14 protein-coding genes are annotated in these 16,735 nt (G+C 73.2%); 5 read left to right on the forward strand and 9 right to left on the reverse strand.

The window, feature by feature from the left end; genetic code table 11:
- The first annotated feature begins 13 nt into the window (after positions 1 to 13).
- A complete protein-coding gene (locus tag AB0D46_RS21145; RefSeq protein ID WP_362879472.1) occupies positions 14 to 1,489 on the forward strand; it encodes a pentapeptide repeat-containing protein in 1,476 nt (491 codons plus the stop codon).
- 208 nt (positions 1,490 to 1,697) lie between these two features.
- On the opposite strand, the gene AB0D46_RS21150 is transcribed toward AB0D46_RS21145, so the two are convergent.
- From AB0D46_RS21150 to AB0D46_RS21165, 4 genes are all read right to left on the reverse strand, one after another.
- Complete coding sequence (locus AB0D46_RS21150; protein WP_362879474.1) at positions 1,698 to 2,147, reverse strand: ATP-binding protein; 450 nt, start codon at positions 2,145 to 2,147, stop codon at positions 1,698 to 1,700.
- 337 nt (positions 2,148 to 2,484) lie between these two features.
- The gene (locus AB0D46_RS21155) at positions 2,485 to 3,447 is read right to left on the reverse strand and encodes an acyl-CoA dehydrogenase family protein (protein ID WP_362879476.1); all 963 of its coding nucleotides are present in this window, start codon (positions 3,445 to 3,447) and stop codon (positions 2,485 to 2,487) included.
- A 6-nt stretch (positions 3,448 to 3,453) separates the two neighbouring features.
- The gene (locus tag AB0D46_RS21160) at positions 3,454 to 4,608 is read right to left on the reverse strand and encodes an acyl-CoA dehydrogenase (protein WP_362879478.1); all 1,155 of its coding nucleotides are present in this window, start codon (positions 4,606 to 4,608) and stop codon (positions 3,454 to 3,456) included.
- Positions 4,608 to 5,825 carry an amidohydrolase family protein gene (locus tag AB0D46_RS21165; protein WP_362879480.1) on the reverse strand — a complete coding sequence of 406 codons (1,218 nt, stop codon included), beginning with the start codon at positions 5,823 to 5,825 and terminating at the stop codon, positions 4,608 to 4,610. The genes AB0D46_RS21160 and AB0D46_RS21165 overlap by 1 nt, the downstream gene beginning before the upstream one ends.
- 136 nt (positions 5,826 to 5,961) lie before the next feature.
- Here AB0D46_RS21165 and AB0D46_RS21170 point away from each other — a divergent pair, with 136 nt between their 5' ends.
- A complete protein-coding gene (locus tag AB0D46_RS21170) occupies positions 5,962 to 7,509 on the forward strand; it encodes an AMP-binding protein (protein ID WP_362879482.1) in 1,548 nt (515 codons plus the stop codon).
- 111 nt (positions 7,510 to 7,620) lie between these two features.
- On the opposite strand, the gene AB0D46_RS21175 is transcribed toward AB0D46_RS21170, so the two are convergent.
- A complete protein-coding gene (locus AB0D46_RS21175) occupies positions 7,621 to 8,136 on the reverse strand; it encodes an EF-hand domain-containing protein (protein WP_362879484.1) in 516 nt (171 codons plus the stop codon).
- A 319-nt stretch (positions 8,137 to 8,455) separates the two neighbouring features.
- Between AB0D46_RS21175 and AB0D46_RS21180 the strand changes: the two genes are divergently transcribed.
- Positions 8,456 to 9,034, forward strand: coding sequence for a sigma-70 family RNA polymerase sigma factor (locus tag AB0D46_RS21180; RefSeq protein ID WP_281211046.1), 579 nt, complete (start codon positions 8,456 to 8,458; stop codon positions 9,032 to 9,034).
- Positions 9,031 to 10,290, forward strand: coding sequence for a maleylpyruvate isomerase N-terminal domain-containing protein (locus AB0D46_RS21185; RefSeq protein WP_362879486.1), 1,260 nt, complete (start codon positions 9,031 to 9,033; stop codon positions 10,288 to 10,290). Before AB0D46_RS21180 ends, AB0D46_RS21185 begins: the two co-directional genes overlap by 4 nt.
- Before the next feature lie 66 nt (positions 10,291 to 10,356).
- Here the strand turns inward: AB0D46_RS21185 and purU are convergent, their stop codons facing one another.
- Together purU and AB0D46_RS21195 are read right to left on the reverse strand one after the other, a co-directional pair.
- Positions 10,357 to 11,229 carry a formyltetrahydrofolate deformylase gene (gene purU / locus AB0D46_RS21190; RefSeq protein ID WP_362879488.1) on the reverse strand — a complete coding sequence of 291 codons (873 nt, stop codon included), beginning with the start codon at positions 11,227 to 11,229 and terminating at the stop codon, positions 10,357 to 10,359.
- A gap of 14 nt (positions 11,230 to 11,243) precedes the next feature.
- Positions 11,244 to 11,690 (reverse strand): hypothetical protein, encoded by a 447-nt coding sequence (locus AB0D46_RS21195; protein ID WP_362879530.1) that lies wholly within the window; start codon positions 11,688 to 11,690, stop codon positions 11,244 to 11,246.
- 185 nt (positions 11,691 to 11,875) lie between these two features.
- Between AB0D46_RS21195 and AB0D46_RS21200 the strand changes: the two genes are divergently transcribed.
- The gene (locus AB0D46_RS21200) at positions 11,876 to 13,228 is read left to right on the forward strand and encodes an ABC transporter substrate-binding protein (protein ID WP_362879490.1); all 1,353 of its coding nucleotides are present in this window, start codon (positions 11,876 to 11,878) and stop codon (positions 13,226 to 13,228) included.
- 54 nt (positions 13,229 to 13,282) lie between these two features.
- On the opposite strand, the gene AB0D46_RS21205 is transcribed toward AB0D46_RS21200, so the two are convergent.
- Together AB0D46_RS21205 and AB0D46_RS21210 are read right to left on the reverse strand one after the other, a co-directional pair.
- Complete coding sequence (locus tag AB0D46_RS21205; RefSeq protein ID WP_362879492.1) at positions 13,283 to 15,091, reverse strand: hypothetical protein; 1,809 nt, start codon at positions 15,089 to 15,091, stop codon at positions 13,283 to 13,285.
- 82 nt (positions 15,092 to 15,173) lie between these two features.
- Positions 15,174 to 16,556: a transcriptional regulator gene (locus AB0D46_RS21210; RefSeq protein ID WP_362879494.1), complete on the reverse strand. Its 1,383-nt coding sequence runs from the start codon at positions 16,554 to 16,556 to the stop codon at positions 15,174 to 15,176.
- Positions 16,557 to 16,735 lie beyond the last annotated feature (179 nt).

Genomic DNA, 16,735 nt, shown 5'->3' on the forward strand with positions numbered 1-16,735 from the left:
GGGGCGGCGCGGGATGCGTGGGCACGCGTACGGGTTCCTGACCGCCGCACGGCCCGCGCCGGCAGACCTCGTACGGGTCCTCGGCGAGGCCTTCGGGGTGGGTGCGCGGGGGGTCGACGTCGGACCCGAGCACGAGGCCGAGGGACGGAACTGGGACGCTCCGATCACCTGCGGGTACGCGTACCTCGACCGGGGCGACCTGGCCTGCGCGCTCTCCATCTACGCCGTACCCGCCGTCACGGAGCCACCGACCCCCGGGGCCCTCGGACGGTCCCTGGCCCGGGAGTTGGGGACGACCGTACTGCTGGACGGGGGCCGGCCCGACATCGAGCGCGTGTTCACCCCCACCGGCGGCGCCACCTTCGCCCGGATCGAGGAGCCGGACGGCGACGAGACCGGCTGCCTGGTACTGGCCACCCAGGCCGGGGTGGCGGCGTTCCCGCACGCCCCGGTGCAGGGGCTGCCCGAGGTCGTGGCCGGCCTGCCGCTCGCCCCCGCCGGCACCGACCCGCGGCTGTGGCGGTGGGCGGACCTCATCTGCCGCATGGAGGCCGACTGGCCGCCCGTCCGCTGGTACGGACTCGACCTGTACCGGGACGTCCTGACCTCCCGCGACGAGCTCGCCGACCTCGCGGAAGACCCCGAACTGGCGGCGCTGGACGCCCGCTTCCGGGCCGTGACGGTGGACGACGACGGCGCGGAGATCGGCACGGAGAACGGCACGGAGGACGGCGCGGAGAACGGCGCGGGCCCGAGCAGCACCGGCTCGGACGGCGCCGCCCGCCCGACCCCCGCCCCCTGGTACCGGCGTCGGCGACCCGTCGTGCTGCCGTGGCGGGTGCTGCCGCCCGCAGACCCGGAGGGCGCGCGCTGGTTGTGGGAGTGGGTGAGGGCCGGCTTCCCGGCCGCGGCCGACCTGACGGGCCTCGACCTCGGCGGGGCGGTCCTGTCCGGCGCCGACTTCTCGCAGACCCTGTTCACCGAAACCCGCCTCGCCGGCGCCCGGCTCGTCGGGACGGATTTCTACCGCTGCGACCTCCAGCGCGCCGACCTCTGCGGCGCCGACGCCACCGGCGCCCGCTTCGTACGGGCCGTCCTCGACGGCGCCGACCTGCGCGGGACCGTCCTCGACGGCGCCGACCTGGTCCGCGCGGAGCTCTACGGCGCCGACGCCCGCGGCGCGAGCCTGCGCGGCGCCCGCGTCCTGGGCGCCGCACTCCTGGACACCGACCTGCGCGGGGCGGACCTCAGCGGGGCGCGGGTGCGGGAGAACTCCTTCGAGGTGCTGCTGGACGACAGCACCCGCGTGACGGGGCTGACCGGGACGGTGTTCGGCCCGGCCGGCCTGATCGCACCGGACGGCAGCCGTCACCCGCTCGTCGGGTCCGCGCTGGAGGACTGGCTCCGGTCCCGCGGGGGCGACGTACGGGTCATCGCGCCCCCCGGCCGCACCCGTACCCCCAAGGCGCCCGGCGGAGCCGGCAGCTGACCGGCGCCACCCCGGCGCCCCCGCCCCGCCCCCGCACGCAACCCCTCAAGACCAGCGGGTGGCGGCGTGTGTCCGTGCACACCCCGAGCGCGGCACGGCAGCCGCCACCCCGCGACCCGCACTCGTCAAGGCAGGGCCCTTGGCGTCCCCTCGCCACGAATCGCTCACCACCAGGGTGATCAACAGGTGACAATCCGTCAACACCTCGTTAGAGGTACACGCGCGGTTCCCGATGGTGGGCAAAGTTTTCGTCGGGTGCGGTCCCGCTCGGCTCATCCCGGTCGATCTCGCACCAGATGCGCTTGCCCGCGCCCTCGCGCTGCCAGCCCCACCGGTCGGCGAGCCCGTCGACGAGTTCCAGGCCGCGCCCGCCGGTGTCGTCCCCGGCGGCCTGCCGGGGGGCCGGCGCCCGGTCGCTCGAGTCGGCGACCTCGACCCGCACCCCCGGCCCGCCGAACAGCATCCGCAGCACGGCCGGACAGCCCGTGTGCACGACCGCGTTCGTGACCAGTTCCGAGATCAGCAGGATCAACGTCTCGGCGAGCGGCTCGTCGTCCCGCACACCGCACCCCGCCATCCGGGACCGCGCCCAGCGGCGCGCCCGCCCGACCTCGGCGGGGTCCGGTCCTACCTCCAGCTGTACCTGAAGCACCTGCACCGCTCACACCATCCGAACCGGCGGACACTTCGCCTCGCGACAGGATGGGATCACGGAATGTGATCCCCGTGCTGTGCAGCATGGTTGACATACAGTCACCACAACAAGCGCTTCGGGCATATTCCAGCGCGAAGGAGTAGGCGTGGTGCATACTGTGCGACGCTCGCGCCGCTCAACCGCTCGCATTCGTGGGAGCGTACCGGAGCACACCCCCGCCTTCGGCCCGGATCGGGCTGGGCCCAGGACACAAACCGATATCAACTCTCCGTAATCGGACATGCGTCCCGCCCCGTTCCTCCCGTGCCCCGCGGTCACGGTGAGCGACCGCCACACGCTCCTACCCCGTTACGGCGCCGCCAAGTCCAACTTCCGCAGCCGCCGGTTCCGCGGCCAGCAGTTCCGCGGCCAGCAGTTCCTCCGCCTCCCCCGCCGTGCGCCACTGCTCCGCGCGCACCCAGGCCCGCTTCAGGTGGAGGTGGACGTCCGCCTCCCAGGTGAAGCCCATGCCGCCGTGGACCTGGAGGCAGTCCCGGGCGTTGGCCACGGCCGCGGCGTCCGCGAGGAGCTTGGCGGCGGCGATCCCGCCGGGGCCCTCGGCCCCGGCGGCCGTCACCGCCGCCGCGTACACGGCCGTACGGGCCAGCTCGGCGCGGACCAGCATGCCCGCGCACAGGTGTTTGACGGCCTGGAAGGCGCCGATCGGCCTGCCGAACTGCTCGCGCTCGGCCGCGTACCGCACGGCCAGTTCCAGCGTCCGCAGCGCGCTGCCGAGCTGGAGGGCCGCCGTGAGCAGCGCTCCCGCGTCCCGGTACGGGGCGAGGTCGCCGGCCGGGGTCCCGGCGCCGGGCCGGGCCCGGTGCAGGGGGGTCAGCGGGTCCGCCGAGCGGACCGGTTCGCCCGGCGGCGGCGACGGGGCGCCGAGGACGGCGTCGGCCTCCGCGAGGTGGCTGATCAGGTCGCCGCCCAGGTCGAAGGCGGTGACGACGGTGGTGCCCGCGGCGGCCCCCGGTACGGTGCCGGCCGCCAGGTGGGTGGCGACCAGCGGGCCGGGCAGCAGGGCCCGGCCGGCTTCCTCGAACAGGAGCACGGCCTCGGGGAGGCCGAGGCCGACCCCGCCGTCGGCCTCGGGCAGGCGCAGCGCGAAGAAGCCGGCCTCGCCCAGCTCCCGCCACAGGTTCCGGTCGAGGGCGGTCCCGGAGTCCAGTGAGGTCCGCAGCGCCTCGCGTCCCCAGCGGCGGGCGAGCAGGTCGCGCAGGGTCGCCTTGAGGTCCCGTTGGTCTTCGGTCGGCTGGAAGTCCACGGCCGTTCACGGTCCCTTCGGGAGGCCGAGGATCCGCTCGGCGACGATGTTGCGCTGGATCTGCGAGGTGCCCGCCGCGATCGTGTACGAGAGGGACGAGAGCCGGTCCAGGACCCATTCCTCGTCCAGGACGAGGGAGTCCGGTCCGAGGACCTGCGCGGCGGCCTCGTACAGCTCCTGGCGGGCGTGCGAGTAGGCGAGCTTGAAGACGCTGCCGCCGACGCCGGGGACGCCGCCGGAGCGCTGCGCCTCGCCGACGTTCCACTGGGTGAGCCGCCACAGGGCGCCGAACTCGCCGTGCAGCCGGCCCAGGGTGCGGCGCAGCACGGGGTCGTCCCAGCGTCCGTTGGCCTTGGCGGTGCGGGCGAGCCGGCCGAGGGTGCGGCGGCAGGCGACGACCTCGCCGACGAAGGCCGTGCCGCGTTCGAAGGACAGGGTGACCATGGTGACGCGCCAGCCGTCGTTCTCGGCGCCGACCCGGTTGCCGACGGGGACTCGGACCTCGTCGAGGAAGACCTCCGCGAACTCCGTCGATCCGGCGAGGGTGCGCAGCGGGCGGACGCTCACGCCGGGGGTGTCCATCGGCAGGGCGAGCCAGCTGATCCCGCGGTGTTTGGGGGCCCGGGGGTCGGTGCGGACGAGGAGTTCGCACCAGTCGGCGACCTCGGCGTGCGAGGTCCAGATCTTGGAGCCGGTGATGACGTACTCGTCGCCGTCGCGGACGGCCCGGGTGCGCAGGGCGGCGAGGTCGGATCCGGCGTCGGGTTCGCTGAAGCCCTGGCACCAGACCTCGTCGCCGCGCAGGACGGGCGGCAGCCAGCGGGCGCGTTGTTCGGGGGTGCCCTCGGCGGCGATGGTGGGGCCGGCGTGGAGGAGTCCGACGAAGTTGGCGCCGACGTACGGGGCGCCGGCTCGTTCGGTCTCCTCCAGGAAGATCAGGTGCTGGGTGGGGGTGGCGCCGCGGCCGCCGGCGTCGACGGGCCAGTGCAGGCCCGCCCAGCCGGCGTCGTACAGCCGGCGCTGCCAGCCCAGGTCGTAGGCGCGGCGGGCGGGCCAGTCGTCCGGGGAGGGTTTGGCGGGGAGTTCGGGCAGGGTCTTGCCGAGCCATTCGCGCAGGCGGGCCCGGAAGTCCTGTTCCTCTTCGGTGTGGGTGAGGTCCATCAGCGGCCCTGGCGGGGCCGGTCGAGGTCCAGGGGCAGGCCGAGCATGCGGATGGCGTTGCCGCGCATCAGCTTCCAGACGGTCTCGTCGTCGAGTCCCCGGACGTGGTCGAGGGCGACCTCCTTGGTGTGCGGGAAGGTCGAGTCGACGTGCGGGTAGTCGGTCTCGAAGGTGGCGTTGTCGCGGCCGACGACGTCGAGCGAGGCGATGCCGTGCTTGTCGCGGAAGAAGCAGCAGTAGATCTGCCGGTAGTAGTACGTGGACGGCGGCTCGGGGATGAGGTCCTTGACGCCGCCCCAGGCGCGGTGTTCGCGCCAGACGTCGTCGGCGCGTTCCAGGGCGTACGGGATCCAGCCCATCTGGCCTTCGCTGTAGGCGAGCGTGAGGGTGGGGAACTTGACGAGGACGCCGCTGAAGAGGAAGTCCATCATCGAGGCCATGGCGTTGTTGAAGCTGAGGGAGGCCTGGACGGCGGGCGGCGCGTCGGGGGAGGCGGCGGGCATCTGGGACGAGGACCCGATGTGCATGTTGACGACGGTGCCGGTGTCCTGGCAGGCGGCGAAGAAGGGGTCCCAGTAGCCGGAGTGGATGGACGGCAGGCCCAGGTGGGTGGGGATCTCGGAGAAGGTGACGGCGCGCACTCCGCGGGCGGCGTTGCGGTGGATCTCGGCGACGGCGAGGTCGATGTCCCAGAGCGGGATGATGCACAGCGGGATGAGCCGGCCGCCGCTGTCGCCGCACCATTCCTCGACCATCCAGTCGTTGTAGGCGCGCACGCAGGCGAGGGCGACCTCCTTGTCGTGGGCCTCGGCGAAGGTCTGGCCGCAGAAACGGGGGAAGGTGGGGAAGCAGAGGGAGGCCTCGACGTGGTTGAGGTCCATGTCGGCGAGGCGGGCCCTGGGGTCCCAGCAGCCGCGGCGCATCTCCTCGCGGGTGATGCCCTCCAGGGTCATGTCGTCGCGGTCGAAGCCGACGGCGGCGATGTTGCGCTTGTACGGGAACTTGAGGTCCTCGTAGATCCACCAGTCGGTCGGGGGGCCGTCGGGGTCCATGGTGATGACGTACTTGCCGCCGGTGTACTGGAGTTCGCCGATGCCGGCGGTGAGCGGACGGGGACCGCGGTCGCGGTACTTGGCGGGCAGCCAGACGTCGAAGAGGTGGGCGGGTTCGATCACGTGGTCGTCGACGCTGATGATCCGAGGCAGTTCCGATTCCATGGTCTCCCCAATCGCCCAATCTGATGGATCGTCAGAAACAAGCTAGCCCCGCCGGCTCTGGACCGGCAAGCGCCGGCGCCCTACGCTCTGCGCCAGACCTGACTATCCGTCAGAAATCTATCGAGGGAGGTCCGGGATGACGGACACCGCGACGGAACTGAGCCGGTCCCGGACCCTGTGGGAGCTGGTCGCCCGCCGGGCCGCGCTCACCCCCGACGGCCCGGTGCTCATCGAGGCCGCCGACCGCCCCGCCGACGACCGCACGCTCACCTTCGGCGCCCTGCGCGACCGCTCCGAACGCGTCGCCGCGGGCCTGTACGCCATGGGCGTGCGCCCCGGCACCGTCGTCGCCTGGCAACTGCCGACCCGCATCGAAACGGTGCTGCTCTCGCTCGCCCTGGCCCGGCTCGGCGCCGTCCAGTCGCCCGTCATCCCCTTCTACCGGGACCGCGAGGTGGGCTTCGCCCTGCGCGAGTCCAAGGCCGAGTTCTTCGCCGTCCCCGGCACCTGGCGCGGCTTCGACCACGCCGCGATGGCGGCCCGGCTCGGCGCGCGCGGGGTCTTCGACGCCTACGCGGACCTCCCCGACGGCGACCCGGCCGTACTGCCCCCACCGCCCGGCGACGGCACCTCCGTACGCTGGATCTACTGGACCTCGGGGACCACCTCCGACCCCAAGGGCGTCCTGCACACCGACCGCTCCCTGATCGCCGGCGGCTCCTGCCTCGCCGACGCGCTGCGCCTGACCCCCGCCGACGTCGGCTCGATGGCCTTCCCGTTCGCGCACATAGCGGGCCCCGACTACACGGTGATGCTGCTGCTGTACGGGTTCCCGGCGGTGCTCTTCGAGAAGTTCGCCATGCCGGACGCCCTGGACGGTTACCGCCGCCACCGGGTCACCGTCGCGGGCGGCTCCACCGCCTTCTACTCCATGTTCCTCACCGAGCAGCGCAAGGACCCCGGGACCAAGCTCATCCCGAGCCTGCGACTGCTCGCCGGCGGCGGCGCCCCCAAGCCCCCCGAGATCTACCACGCGGTGGTCCGCGAACTGGGCTGCCAGCTCACCCACGGCTACGGCATGACCGAAGTCCCCATGATCACCATGGGGGCGCCCGACGACACCCCGGAGAACCTCGCCACCACCGAGGGCCGCCCCCCGGCCGGCATGTCCATCCGCATCACCACCCCGGCCGGCGATCCACTGCCCACCGGCACGGACGGCGAGGTGCGCCTGCGCGGCGAGGCCGTCTGCCAGGGCTACCTGGGCCGCGCGGACACCGACGGGACCTTCGACGCCGACGGCTACCTGATCACCGGCGACCTCGGCCGGCTGACCGCCGACGGCCACCTCGTCCTCACCGGCCGCAGCAAGGACGTGATCATCCGCAAGGGGGAGAACATCTCGGCGAAGGAGATCGAGGACCTGCTGCACGCGCTGCCGGCCGTCGGCGACGTCGCCGTCATCGGTCTGCCCGACCCCGAACGCGGCGAACGCGTCTGTGCCGTCGTCGAACAACCCCCGGGAGAGGCCCTGTTGACCCTGCCCCAACTGACCGCGTACCTGCGCGCGCAGGGGCTGGCCCCGCACAAACTGCCCGAGCAGTTGGAGCTGACCGACGCGCTCCCCCGCAACGACGCCCTGCGCAAGGTCCTGAAGTACAAGCTCCGCGAGCGCTACGCCTGACCCGCCTTGAGCGCGGCGTCCGCCCCGCCGGGTCGTTGCGCCGGCCCCGCCGCCCGGACGCGGCGGGGCGCGGCGCGGCGAGGTGCCGCGCCGGGTGGGGCGAGGTGCGCCCTACGCGTCCGGGTCCACCCCGCAGTAGCCCGCGAACGCCGCCAGGATCTCGTCCTCGGTGATCCGGCCGTCGCCGTCCGCGTCCAGCGCCGCCGCGACCTGGTCGGCCAGTTCGGTCGGGGTGCCGAGGACCCGCAGGACGCGGGTCGCCGCCGCCGGGCTCGCGCCGGCGCCGTCCTCGTCGGCGACGGCGATCACGGCGGCGAGGAACGGCCGGGCGATCTCCGCGAACCGGGCCGGGTTGTCCCGCAGCCGCTTCGCGGCGCCGGTGACGAACTCCTCGCGGGACACCCGCTGGTCGCCGTCCACATCGGCGATCCCGGCCATGCCCTGCCAGAAGGCCTCGGCACCGATGAACACGGCCTGGCCCTTGTCCGACCGCGCGGTGGTGCCGAATTCGGCCAGCACCGCCCTCGCGGCCGTACTGAAGTCCTCCCGGTCGATATAGCCGGATCCGTCCTGGTCGAAGGTGGCGAATCGGGCGGCGATCTTGCGCTCGTATTCTGCGCTGTCCATAGTCGGCGTTCCGCCTTCACGTGTGCGATGGGGTGCAGTTCAAGACAAGGCAGGAGCGTAAGCCCTCAGTGGCCCGAGCGTTAAGCGAAGCGGTCAAGCAGCCGGCCGCATCGAACCCGCGCACGGGGAGCGCGGTGGGGCGCGTATGCGTGTGCCATCGCGGGGTAGGTGTCACGCCGTCAACGCCGCGACCCGGTGGACCTTTCCGGTCACAGCACTAGCACGCGGTCCACCCTTCCAGGGCGGGCTTGCGCCAAAACAGGCGCGTTCCCTGGGGTGCGGACTACATTCGACGGGTCGACACACGGCAGGGGGCACCATGGCGAAGGACGTTCCACCGCGCTGGGACCGACGCATGCAGCAACGCCTGGCCCGCGGCGAGGCGGCGGCGCTCGGCGAGCTGTACGACCGGTTCGCCTCGCTCGTGCACAGTCTGGCGCACCGGGTGCTGGGCGACGAGAAGGCGGCCGACCGGATCACCCGCGAGGTCTTCGGGTACATCTGGGAGAACCCGGACGCCTACGACCCGAAGCAGGGCTCCATGCGGTCCTGGGTCGCCCGCATCACCCAGGGCCAGGCGGTGGCCCGATTGCGCCAGGCCGAACTGGGCCGCGGCTCCCGGGAGGAGCTGGAGCAGAAGGTCCGCAGCGCGAACGCCGCCGCCCGCGCCGACTACATCGTCACCTCGATGCCCGCCCCGCTGCGGGCCGCCCTGGAACTGGCCTACTTCAAGCGCCGCGACTACCGGCAGGCCGCCGCCGACCTGCAGATCAGCGAGGACGAGGCGCGGCGCCGGCTGCGCCTGGGCCTCCAACTGCTGTCGACCGCCAACGTCCTCCCCCGCGAGGACCCCGCCCCGCCCGGATACGGCTCACGCGAATACGGAACACCCCGATGACCGGCCCCTCCGAAGACATCCCCGACGACGCCTACGAGCGCCCGGCGGGCGGTTCGGCGCGGATACCCGGTCCGCGGGCGGCGGGCGACGACCTGCGTCCGCCGCACCCGCTGCCGCCGCCCGTGGACGAGGCCCCGCGGGCGCCCGTCCCGGAGCCGCCCTCGCACGGCGTGCTGAAGTCCCTGCTCGGGGCGTGGGCGCTCGCCGCGTGTTCCGTCGAGGAGACGCAGGCCGTGGAGGACCACCTCACGGAGTGCGCGCCCTGCGCCGAGGAGGCGCTGCGGCTGCGCGACGCGGTCGGGCTGCTGCACCCCGAGGAGAGCCTGGACCTCAAGCCGTTGCTGCGTTCCCGGGTGCTGGAGGACTGCCTGGGCAAGCGCCCGGCGCGGATCCCGGTGCCGGTGTGGGCGAACCCGTACGACACCGAGACGGCGCGGCTCGACGCGCTGCTGCGGGACTTCGGCGACTCCGAGTGGCACACCCCGGTGCGGCTGAAGTGGTTCGAGGAGGAACAGCGCCGCTCCCGCCGCACGACGGTGGCGGGCGTGATCGGTCACCTGCTGACGGTGGACGGACTCGTCGCCACCGCGCTCGGCCTGGACGATCCGCTGGGGCCCCAGGCCCCGCCGGGCGGCCCCACGGGCCGTACCGAGCACTTCTGGAGCTCCTCCCCGTACCCGACCACCCGCCAGGTCCGCGAGCCGTGGCGGGAGCAGGGGCACACCCTGGTCCGTACGGTGTCCTTCGCGGGTCGGGGCGTGGCCGAGCTGGGCGTGGACTACGGCGGGTTCGCGCTGCCGTTGGGTGACGCGTTCCTGGAGCGGGCCTTCGAGTGCTGGGTGCACGCCTGGGACATAGCGGAAGCGGTGGACTACCCGTACGAGCCGCCGTCGGGCCCGGACCTGCACCGGATGATCGACCTCGCGGCGCGGCTGCTGCCGGGCGCGCTCGCGGGCCGGCGCCGGTCGGGACTGGCGGCTCCGGCGCGCGGGCTGGTCGCGGCGGGAGCGCCGGGGCGGACCCTGCACCTGCAGATCGAGGGCGCGGGCGGCGGTGGTTGGGACATCGCCCTGGACTCGCCGGCCGCGAAGCCCTCGCGGGAACACACGGTGGCCGAGGTGGCGCTGGACGGCCTGGAGTTCTGCCAACTCGCCGCCGGTCACATCTCGCCGGAGGAGGCCGCGGTGGGCCAGATCGGGGACCGCGAGGCGATCCGCGACGTCCTGTTCGCCGCCGCGTCGCTCAGCCGCCTGTAGCGGGGCGGTACCCCCGGCCGGACCGGCCGGGGGGCGTCGCAGGACGCGTGTGCACCGAACTACGGCTCAGGCGAAGACGACCGTGCGGGAGCCGTTCAGCAGCACCCGGTGTTCGCTGTGCCACTTCACCGCGCGGGCCAGCGCCTGGCACTCGACGTCGCGGCCGATGGCGACGAGCTGGTCGGGGGTCACCTCGTGGCCGACCCGCTCGACCTCCTGCTCGATGATCGGGCCCTCGTCGAGGTCGGCCGTCACGTAGTGGGCGGTCGCGCCGATCAGCTTCACACCGCGCACGTGCGCCTGGTGGTACGGCTTGGCGCCCTTGAAGCTCGGCAGGAACGAGTGGTGGATGTTGATGATCCGCCCGCTCAGCTCCTTGCACAGGGTGTCCGACAGCACCTGCATGTAGCGGGCGAGGACGACCAGCTCGACCTCCTTCTCCCGCAGGAGCTCCAACAGCCGCGCCTCGGCGGCCGCCTTCGTGTCCTTGGTCACCGGGATGTGGACGAACGGGACGTCGTACGATCCGACGAGTTCCGCGAAGTCGGTGTGGTTCGAGACCACCGCGGCGATCTCCACCGGGAGCGCGCCGATGCTCGACCGGAACAGCAGGTCGTTCAGGCAGTGGCCGAACTTCGAGACCATCAGCACGATCTTCATGCGCTCGTCGGAGCGGTGGATCTGCCAGTCCATCCGGAAGGACTCGCCGATCGCGGCGAAGCTCGCGCGCAGCTTGTCGACCGTCAGCCCCGGCTCGGACTCGAAGTGCACCCGCATGAAGAAGAGGCCGGTCTCCCGGTCGCCGAACTGCTGGCTGTCCACGATGTTGCAGCCGGTCATGAAGAGGTAACTCGACACGGCGTGGACGATGCCCTGCTTGTCGGGGCAGGACACGGTCAGGACGTACTGGGGCTGCGCCTCGGGCTGCGGATCGCTCATGACCGCATAGCCTTTCACACCGCGCGGGTGAGGCTCCTCAGAACGTCCACGGAGCTGGGCCGGGCGTCCGGGTCCTCCCCGTCCGCCGCCGTCATCCGTACGTGGGCCTGCCGGGCGGCCCGTACGGCCTCCGGCCACGAGGGGTGCTCCAGGTAGACGGAGACGGGCGCGTCCGGTCCGACCTGGTGCAGGATCCGCAGCACCCGCAGCACGGCGAGGTCGACCGCGGCCGCCTCCTGCGCGTCGCGGAAGATCGTGCCGACGTACCGGTCGGCGGACCAGCTGTCGAGCCAGGTGTCCTCGACGAGCCGGTACACGGCGTCGGTGACGTCCCCGTACCCGGCGGCACCGGCCAGCCAGACCTCTTCCTGGAACAGCGGGTCGGAGAGCATGTGCAGCGCCGAGCGCACGTTGCTGCGCCAGCGCCACCACGGCATGTCGTTGAGGGGCATGCCGCCCATGGTGGAGGAGCGGCCGCCGCGGCGGGAAGAGTTCTTCGAACCTTGGGCGAATGTCACGCTTTCGATCGTACGTTCACCGTGCACGCGATCTTGCGGCGCCCGCACCCGGTAATTCACCTCGACGTCACCGGATGTTATGTACACCTCAGCATCGAGTTCCCCGTGGAGCGGAATGGTCGCTGGACATGACCAGTCGGCGAAGCTCAACCCCCCTCTCCCGCACCCTGCTTGCGGCGACGATGGGCGCGTGTCTCACCACCGCGTGCGGAGTGGTTTCGGGGGGCCCGGGCGGATCCGGGGACACCATCACGGTCATGACGTTCGCCCCCATCGACACCAAAGCCACCAACATGCCCGGAATGCCCGGCATGGCCAAGGCGTACGAGAGCTGGGTCAACGCCAACGGCGGCATCAACGGCCGCAAACTGCGCGTACTGACCTGCAACGAGAAGAACACCCCGACGGGCGCCGCCGACTGCGCCCGCAAGGCGATCTCCGAGAAGGCCGTCGCCGTCGTCGGCTCCTACAGCCAGCACGGACGCGCCTTCATGGCCCCGCTGGAGGCCGAGGGCATCCCCTTCATCGGTGGCTACGGAGTCTCCGCCGAAGAGTTCCAGAGCACCCTGTCCTACCCGGTCAACGGCGGCCAGCCGGTCCTGCTGGCCGGCGCCGGGCACCAGCTGGGCAAGGCCTGCGCGCAGGTGTCCCTGGTCCGGCCCGACACCCTCGCCGGCGACACCATGCCGGTGCTGCTCAACGCCGGGCTGAAGGCCAACAAGATGGCCGACGCCGCCGACATCCGGGCCGCCGAGGACTCCGCCGACTTCACGCCCCAGGCCCGCGAGGCCCTGAACGGCCCCACCGCGCCCGCCCCGTCGGGCACCCCGGCCGGCACCCCGGCCGGCACCCCGGCCACGAAGGACGCCAAGGACGGGAAGGAGGCGAAGGACAACAAGCAGTGCGTGACGGCGGTCCTGGGCGAGCGCACCGAGACCTTCTTCGACGCCTTCCGCCGCATCGACGGCCAGCACCGCAACCCGCAGATCTCCTCCGTCCTGGGCAGCGTCAGCCAGGCCCTGGTGGACCGCACCGGCGGCAAGGAGAGCCCCTTCGAAGGCGCGTACCTCACCAGCTGGTACCCGGTGTCGACGGACCCGCTGTGGGCGCCGATGCGCAAGGTGATCTCCGAGCAGGCCTTCGGCGACGACACCGTGGACCCCGACGACAGCGGGGCGCAGACCACCTGGATCGCGTACACCGTGCTGAACGAGGTCGTGAAGCGCTTCGAGGGCGACGAGGAGATCACGGCGCGCAAGCTGGCCCGGGCCCTGAACCAGTCCCAGAGCGTCCCGACGGGCGGCCTGACCCCCGACCTGAGCTGGCGCTACCAGGACATGCGGGCCGTCGCCGGCTTCCCGCGCCTGGTCAACGGCCGGGTCACCTTCCAGATCGTCCAGGCGGGCCGGCTCGTCGCCCAGCCCGGCGAACAGCCCCAGGACATGACCCCGACCCTCGAAAGCGCCCCCCGCTCGACGTGACGCGGGGCCCGGCGGAGCCGGTCAGCTCCCGCGCCCGCCCGCCCGCGGGACGGGTCACAGCTGGGACTTGTCGCGTTGGGTGAGGCCGTACTTGGCGGCGATCCGGTTCCACAGGGCCGCCGCCGACTCCTTGGACTTCGTCGCCTCGCCGCTGGAGCGGTTGCCGTCGGCCGCGTTGTCGGTGGGGACGGCCTTGCCGTCCTTGCAGCCCTTGCCGTCCTCGTTGTCCCTGTTGCCCTTGTCGTTCTTGTCGTCCTTGTCGTTCTTGTCGTCACGGCCGCCCGCGTCCGCGGCGACGTCGTCGGCCCAGTCCGCGTAGCTGTTGTCGGCGTCCGCCGACGCCTTCCAGGCCTTGTTGAGGGAGGCCGTGAGCTTCGCGTGGTCCGGGAGCTTGTCCACCTTGAGCTCCTGGAGCCGGGTGACGAGCCCGTCGCGCTGCCGGGCCGCGTCCCTCAGGTCCAGGGACGCCTGGTCCAGGTTCTTGCAGACCTTGATGTCCTCGACGGCCTTGATCACCGCGGCGCGGCTGTCGTTGCTGTCGGCGAGCAGCTTGTCGAGCTGGACGGCCTGCGGACGGGCCGGGTCGACCGGTGCCTCGCCGCCGGCGGCGGAGGCGGACGCGCCGGTCGAGGCGGGCGCCTCGACCGCACCCGGGTCGTTGTTCTGCGCCTTGCCGTCGCCGAGCAGCGCGCCGACGCCCAGCCCGGCCACGGCCAGCCCGACGACCGCGGCGGCGATGACCGCCGGCGGAATCCGGTTCGGGGCCGGCGGGGGCGGCGGGGGCGCGTACTGCTGCTGTTGCCGCGGCGGCTGCCCGGGGTGGGGGCGGCCCGGGGCGAACTGCTGCGCGGCGGCCGGAGGCGGGCCGGCCGGGGGCGGAGCGGCCCTCCGCCGGGTCGCGGGCCGGGCCACCGGCTCCCGGACGGGCGGCAGCTGCTGGGTGTGCCCGGCCGTGTCGGCCTCGCCGCGGAACAACCCGTCGAAACCCTCGGCCGCGTTGGGCGCGGGGCCCGGCGGCACAGGCGGGATCAACTGGGTCGCGTCGTCGGCGCCCTGCGCGGGCACGGGCGGGATGAACTGCGTCGCGTCCTCACCGGCGCCCGACCGGGCCGGCACGGGCGCGATGTACTGCGTCGCGTCCTCACCGGCGCCCTGCTGGGCCGGGACCGGCGGGATGAACTGCGTCGCGTCCTCGCCCGGGTGGGCCGGGACCGGCGCGATGTACTGCGTAGCGTCCTCACCGGCGCCCGACTGGGCCGGCACGGGCGGGATGAACTGCGTCGCGTCCTCGCCCGGGTGGGCCGGGACCGGCGCGATGTACTGGGTGACCGCGTCCGGCAGCGGCGGGTAGCCGTAGCCGTGCGGCTCGCCCGGGCCCTCGAAGCCGGGGCCCAGGACGTGCCCCTGCGGCGGGTGGTCGTACGCCGGCTGCTCGGGCAGCGGCGGCTGCGGCTCGTACGCGGGCTGCCCGTACGGCGGGGACGGGTACTCCTGCGCCGCGTGCCGGCCCGGCTGCCCGTACCCGGCGCCGTCCGGACCGTAGCCCTCCGGCTGCGGGTAGGCGTACGCGGGCGGCCCCCACGGCTCCCCGGGCTGCGGCGGCTGCTCGACGTACGCCTGCGGCTGCTCGGGCCGGGGCGGCTCACCCGGGTGACCCTGCTCCGGGTAGGGCTGCCCCCCGTGCGCCTGTCCCGGGTACGCCGGCTGCGCGTACCCCTGCTCCGGGTACGCCTGCTGCGGGTACGCCTGCTCCGGGTACGCCTGCTCCGGACCCGCCTGCTCCGGGTAGCCCGGAGTGGCCTCCGGGCCCACCGGACGCGGCGTCCCGGGCTCCGGGACGCCCCCTTGTCCGCTCTGCGTCACCGGGACTCCTTCTGCCTTCTCCGACGTCTCCCGCAACTACGGCAACCGTCGGGTCACGCTACCCGGTCCCTCTGCGGACATGTCAGGCCGGCTGAACCTCCAGCCGCGCCGCGAACTCCCGAACGGCCGCTTCCTCCCGGTACGGCTCCAACCGCACCCGGAAGTCCTCCAGGTACTCCGCTCCCCGGCGCGAGCGCAGCGTCTCCAGCAGCTCGGCCGCCTTCGTCGCCGTCGTGCAGGCCTGCTCCACCTCCCGCTGCTGGACCTGCGCCGCCGCCAGCAGCAGCAGTCCGATCGCCCGCCGGCGGGCCTTCGTCGCGGGCAGCGCCCGCAGCGCCTCCTGCGCGCGGCGGGCCGCCGCCTCGGCCTGACCGAGGTCCCGGTGGCAGTGCGCCAGCTCGTCCGCCAGGTAGGCGTGCTCGAAGTGCCGGATCCACACCGGGTCGTCCCCCGACTCCGGCTCCGCCCGCTCCAGCGCCGTGATCGCCCGACCGGACAGCACCGCCGTCGACCGGGCGTCGCCCAGCAGCGCGTGCCCGCGCGCCTCGGCGGCGTAGAACATGGCCTCCACCCGCGGCGTGACCTGCCCCCGCGTGCCCTCCTGCGCGGCCCGCGCCAGCTGGGCGATCTCCCGCGGGTTGCCCAGCTCGGCGGCGAGGTGACTCATCGACGCGGCGAGGACGTACCCGCCGTACGCCCGGTCGCCGGCCGCCTGGGCCAGCCGCAGGGCCTGGATGTAGTAGCGCTGCGCCAGACCCGGCTGCCCGGTGTCCACGGCCATGTACCCGGCGAGTTCGGTGAGCCGGGCCACGGCCGCGAACAGCGCCCGCCCGACCGGCTCCCGGTAGGAACCGCCGATCAGCCCGGACACCACGGAGTTCAGGTAGTGCACCACCACGGGCCGTACGTGGCCGCTGCCGAAACGGTGGTCGAGCTCGGTCAGGGCCTGCGTCGTCGCCCGGACGGCCTCCACGTCGGACATCCCGACGCGGGCCCCGCCACTGCGGGCGACCTGCGGGTCGGCGCCGGTGATCAGCCAGTCACGGCTCGGCTCGACCAGCGCGGACGCCGCCACGCTCGACCCCGACAGGAAGTCGCGGCGCCCCACGTCGCTGCGCCACAGCTCGCAGACCTGCTCGATGGCGCCGACGACGGTCGGGGAGAACTGCAGGCCGACGCCCGAGGCGAGGTTCTTGCCGTTGGCCATGCCGATCTCGTCGATGGTGACGGTCCGGCCGAGTTTGCGGCCCAGCGCCTCCGCGATGATGCCCGGAGCCCGGCCGCGCGGCTGCTGGCCGCGCAGCCAGCGGGCCACGGACGTCTTGTCGTAGCGCAGGTCGAGGCCGTGTTCGGCCCCGCACATGTTGACCCGCCGGGCGAGCCCGGCGTTCGAGCACCCGGCTTCCTGGATGAGCGCCTGCAGCCGTTCGTTCGGCTGGCGGGCCACGAGAGGCCTGGCTGCCATGAAAACCCCCTGAAGCCGCGGGTGATCGTTGGAATGATCACTTCCCGCCTGATGTGCGGAGAATCTTCCCCTCCGCGACTCGTGGCTACCCAGCGACCGCGCCCCAGCCTCCTACGCGCCCCCGCCCGTGCACCGATGCGCCCCGTATGCAGGATCGATGCACCGTCCACCGGCCGGTT

Origin of the sequence: Streptomyces sp. NPDC048383 (assembly GCF_040651775.1) — a bacterium.
GTDB lineage: Bacteria > Actinomycetota > Actinomycetes > Streptomycetales > Streptomycetaceae > Streptomyces.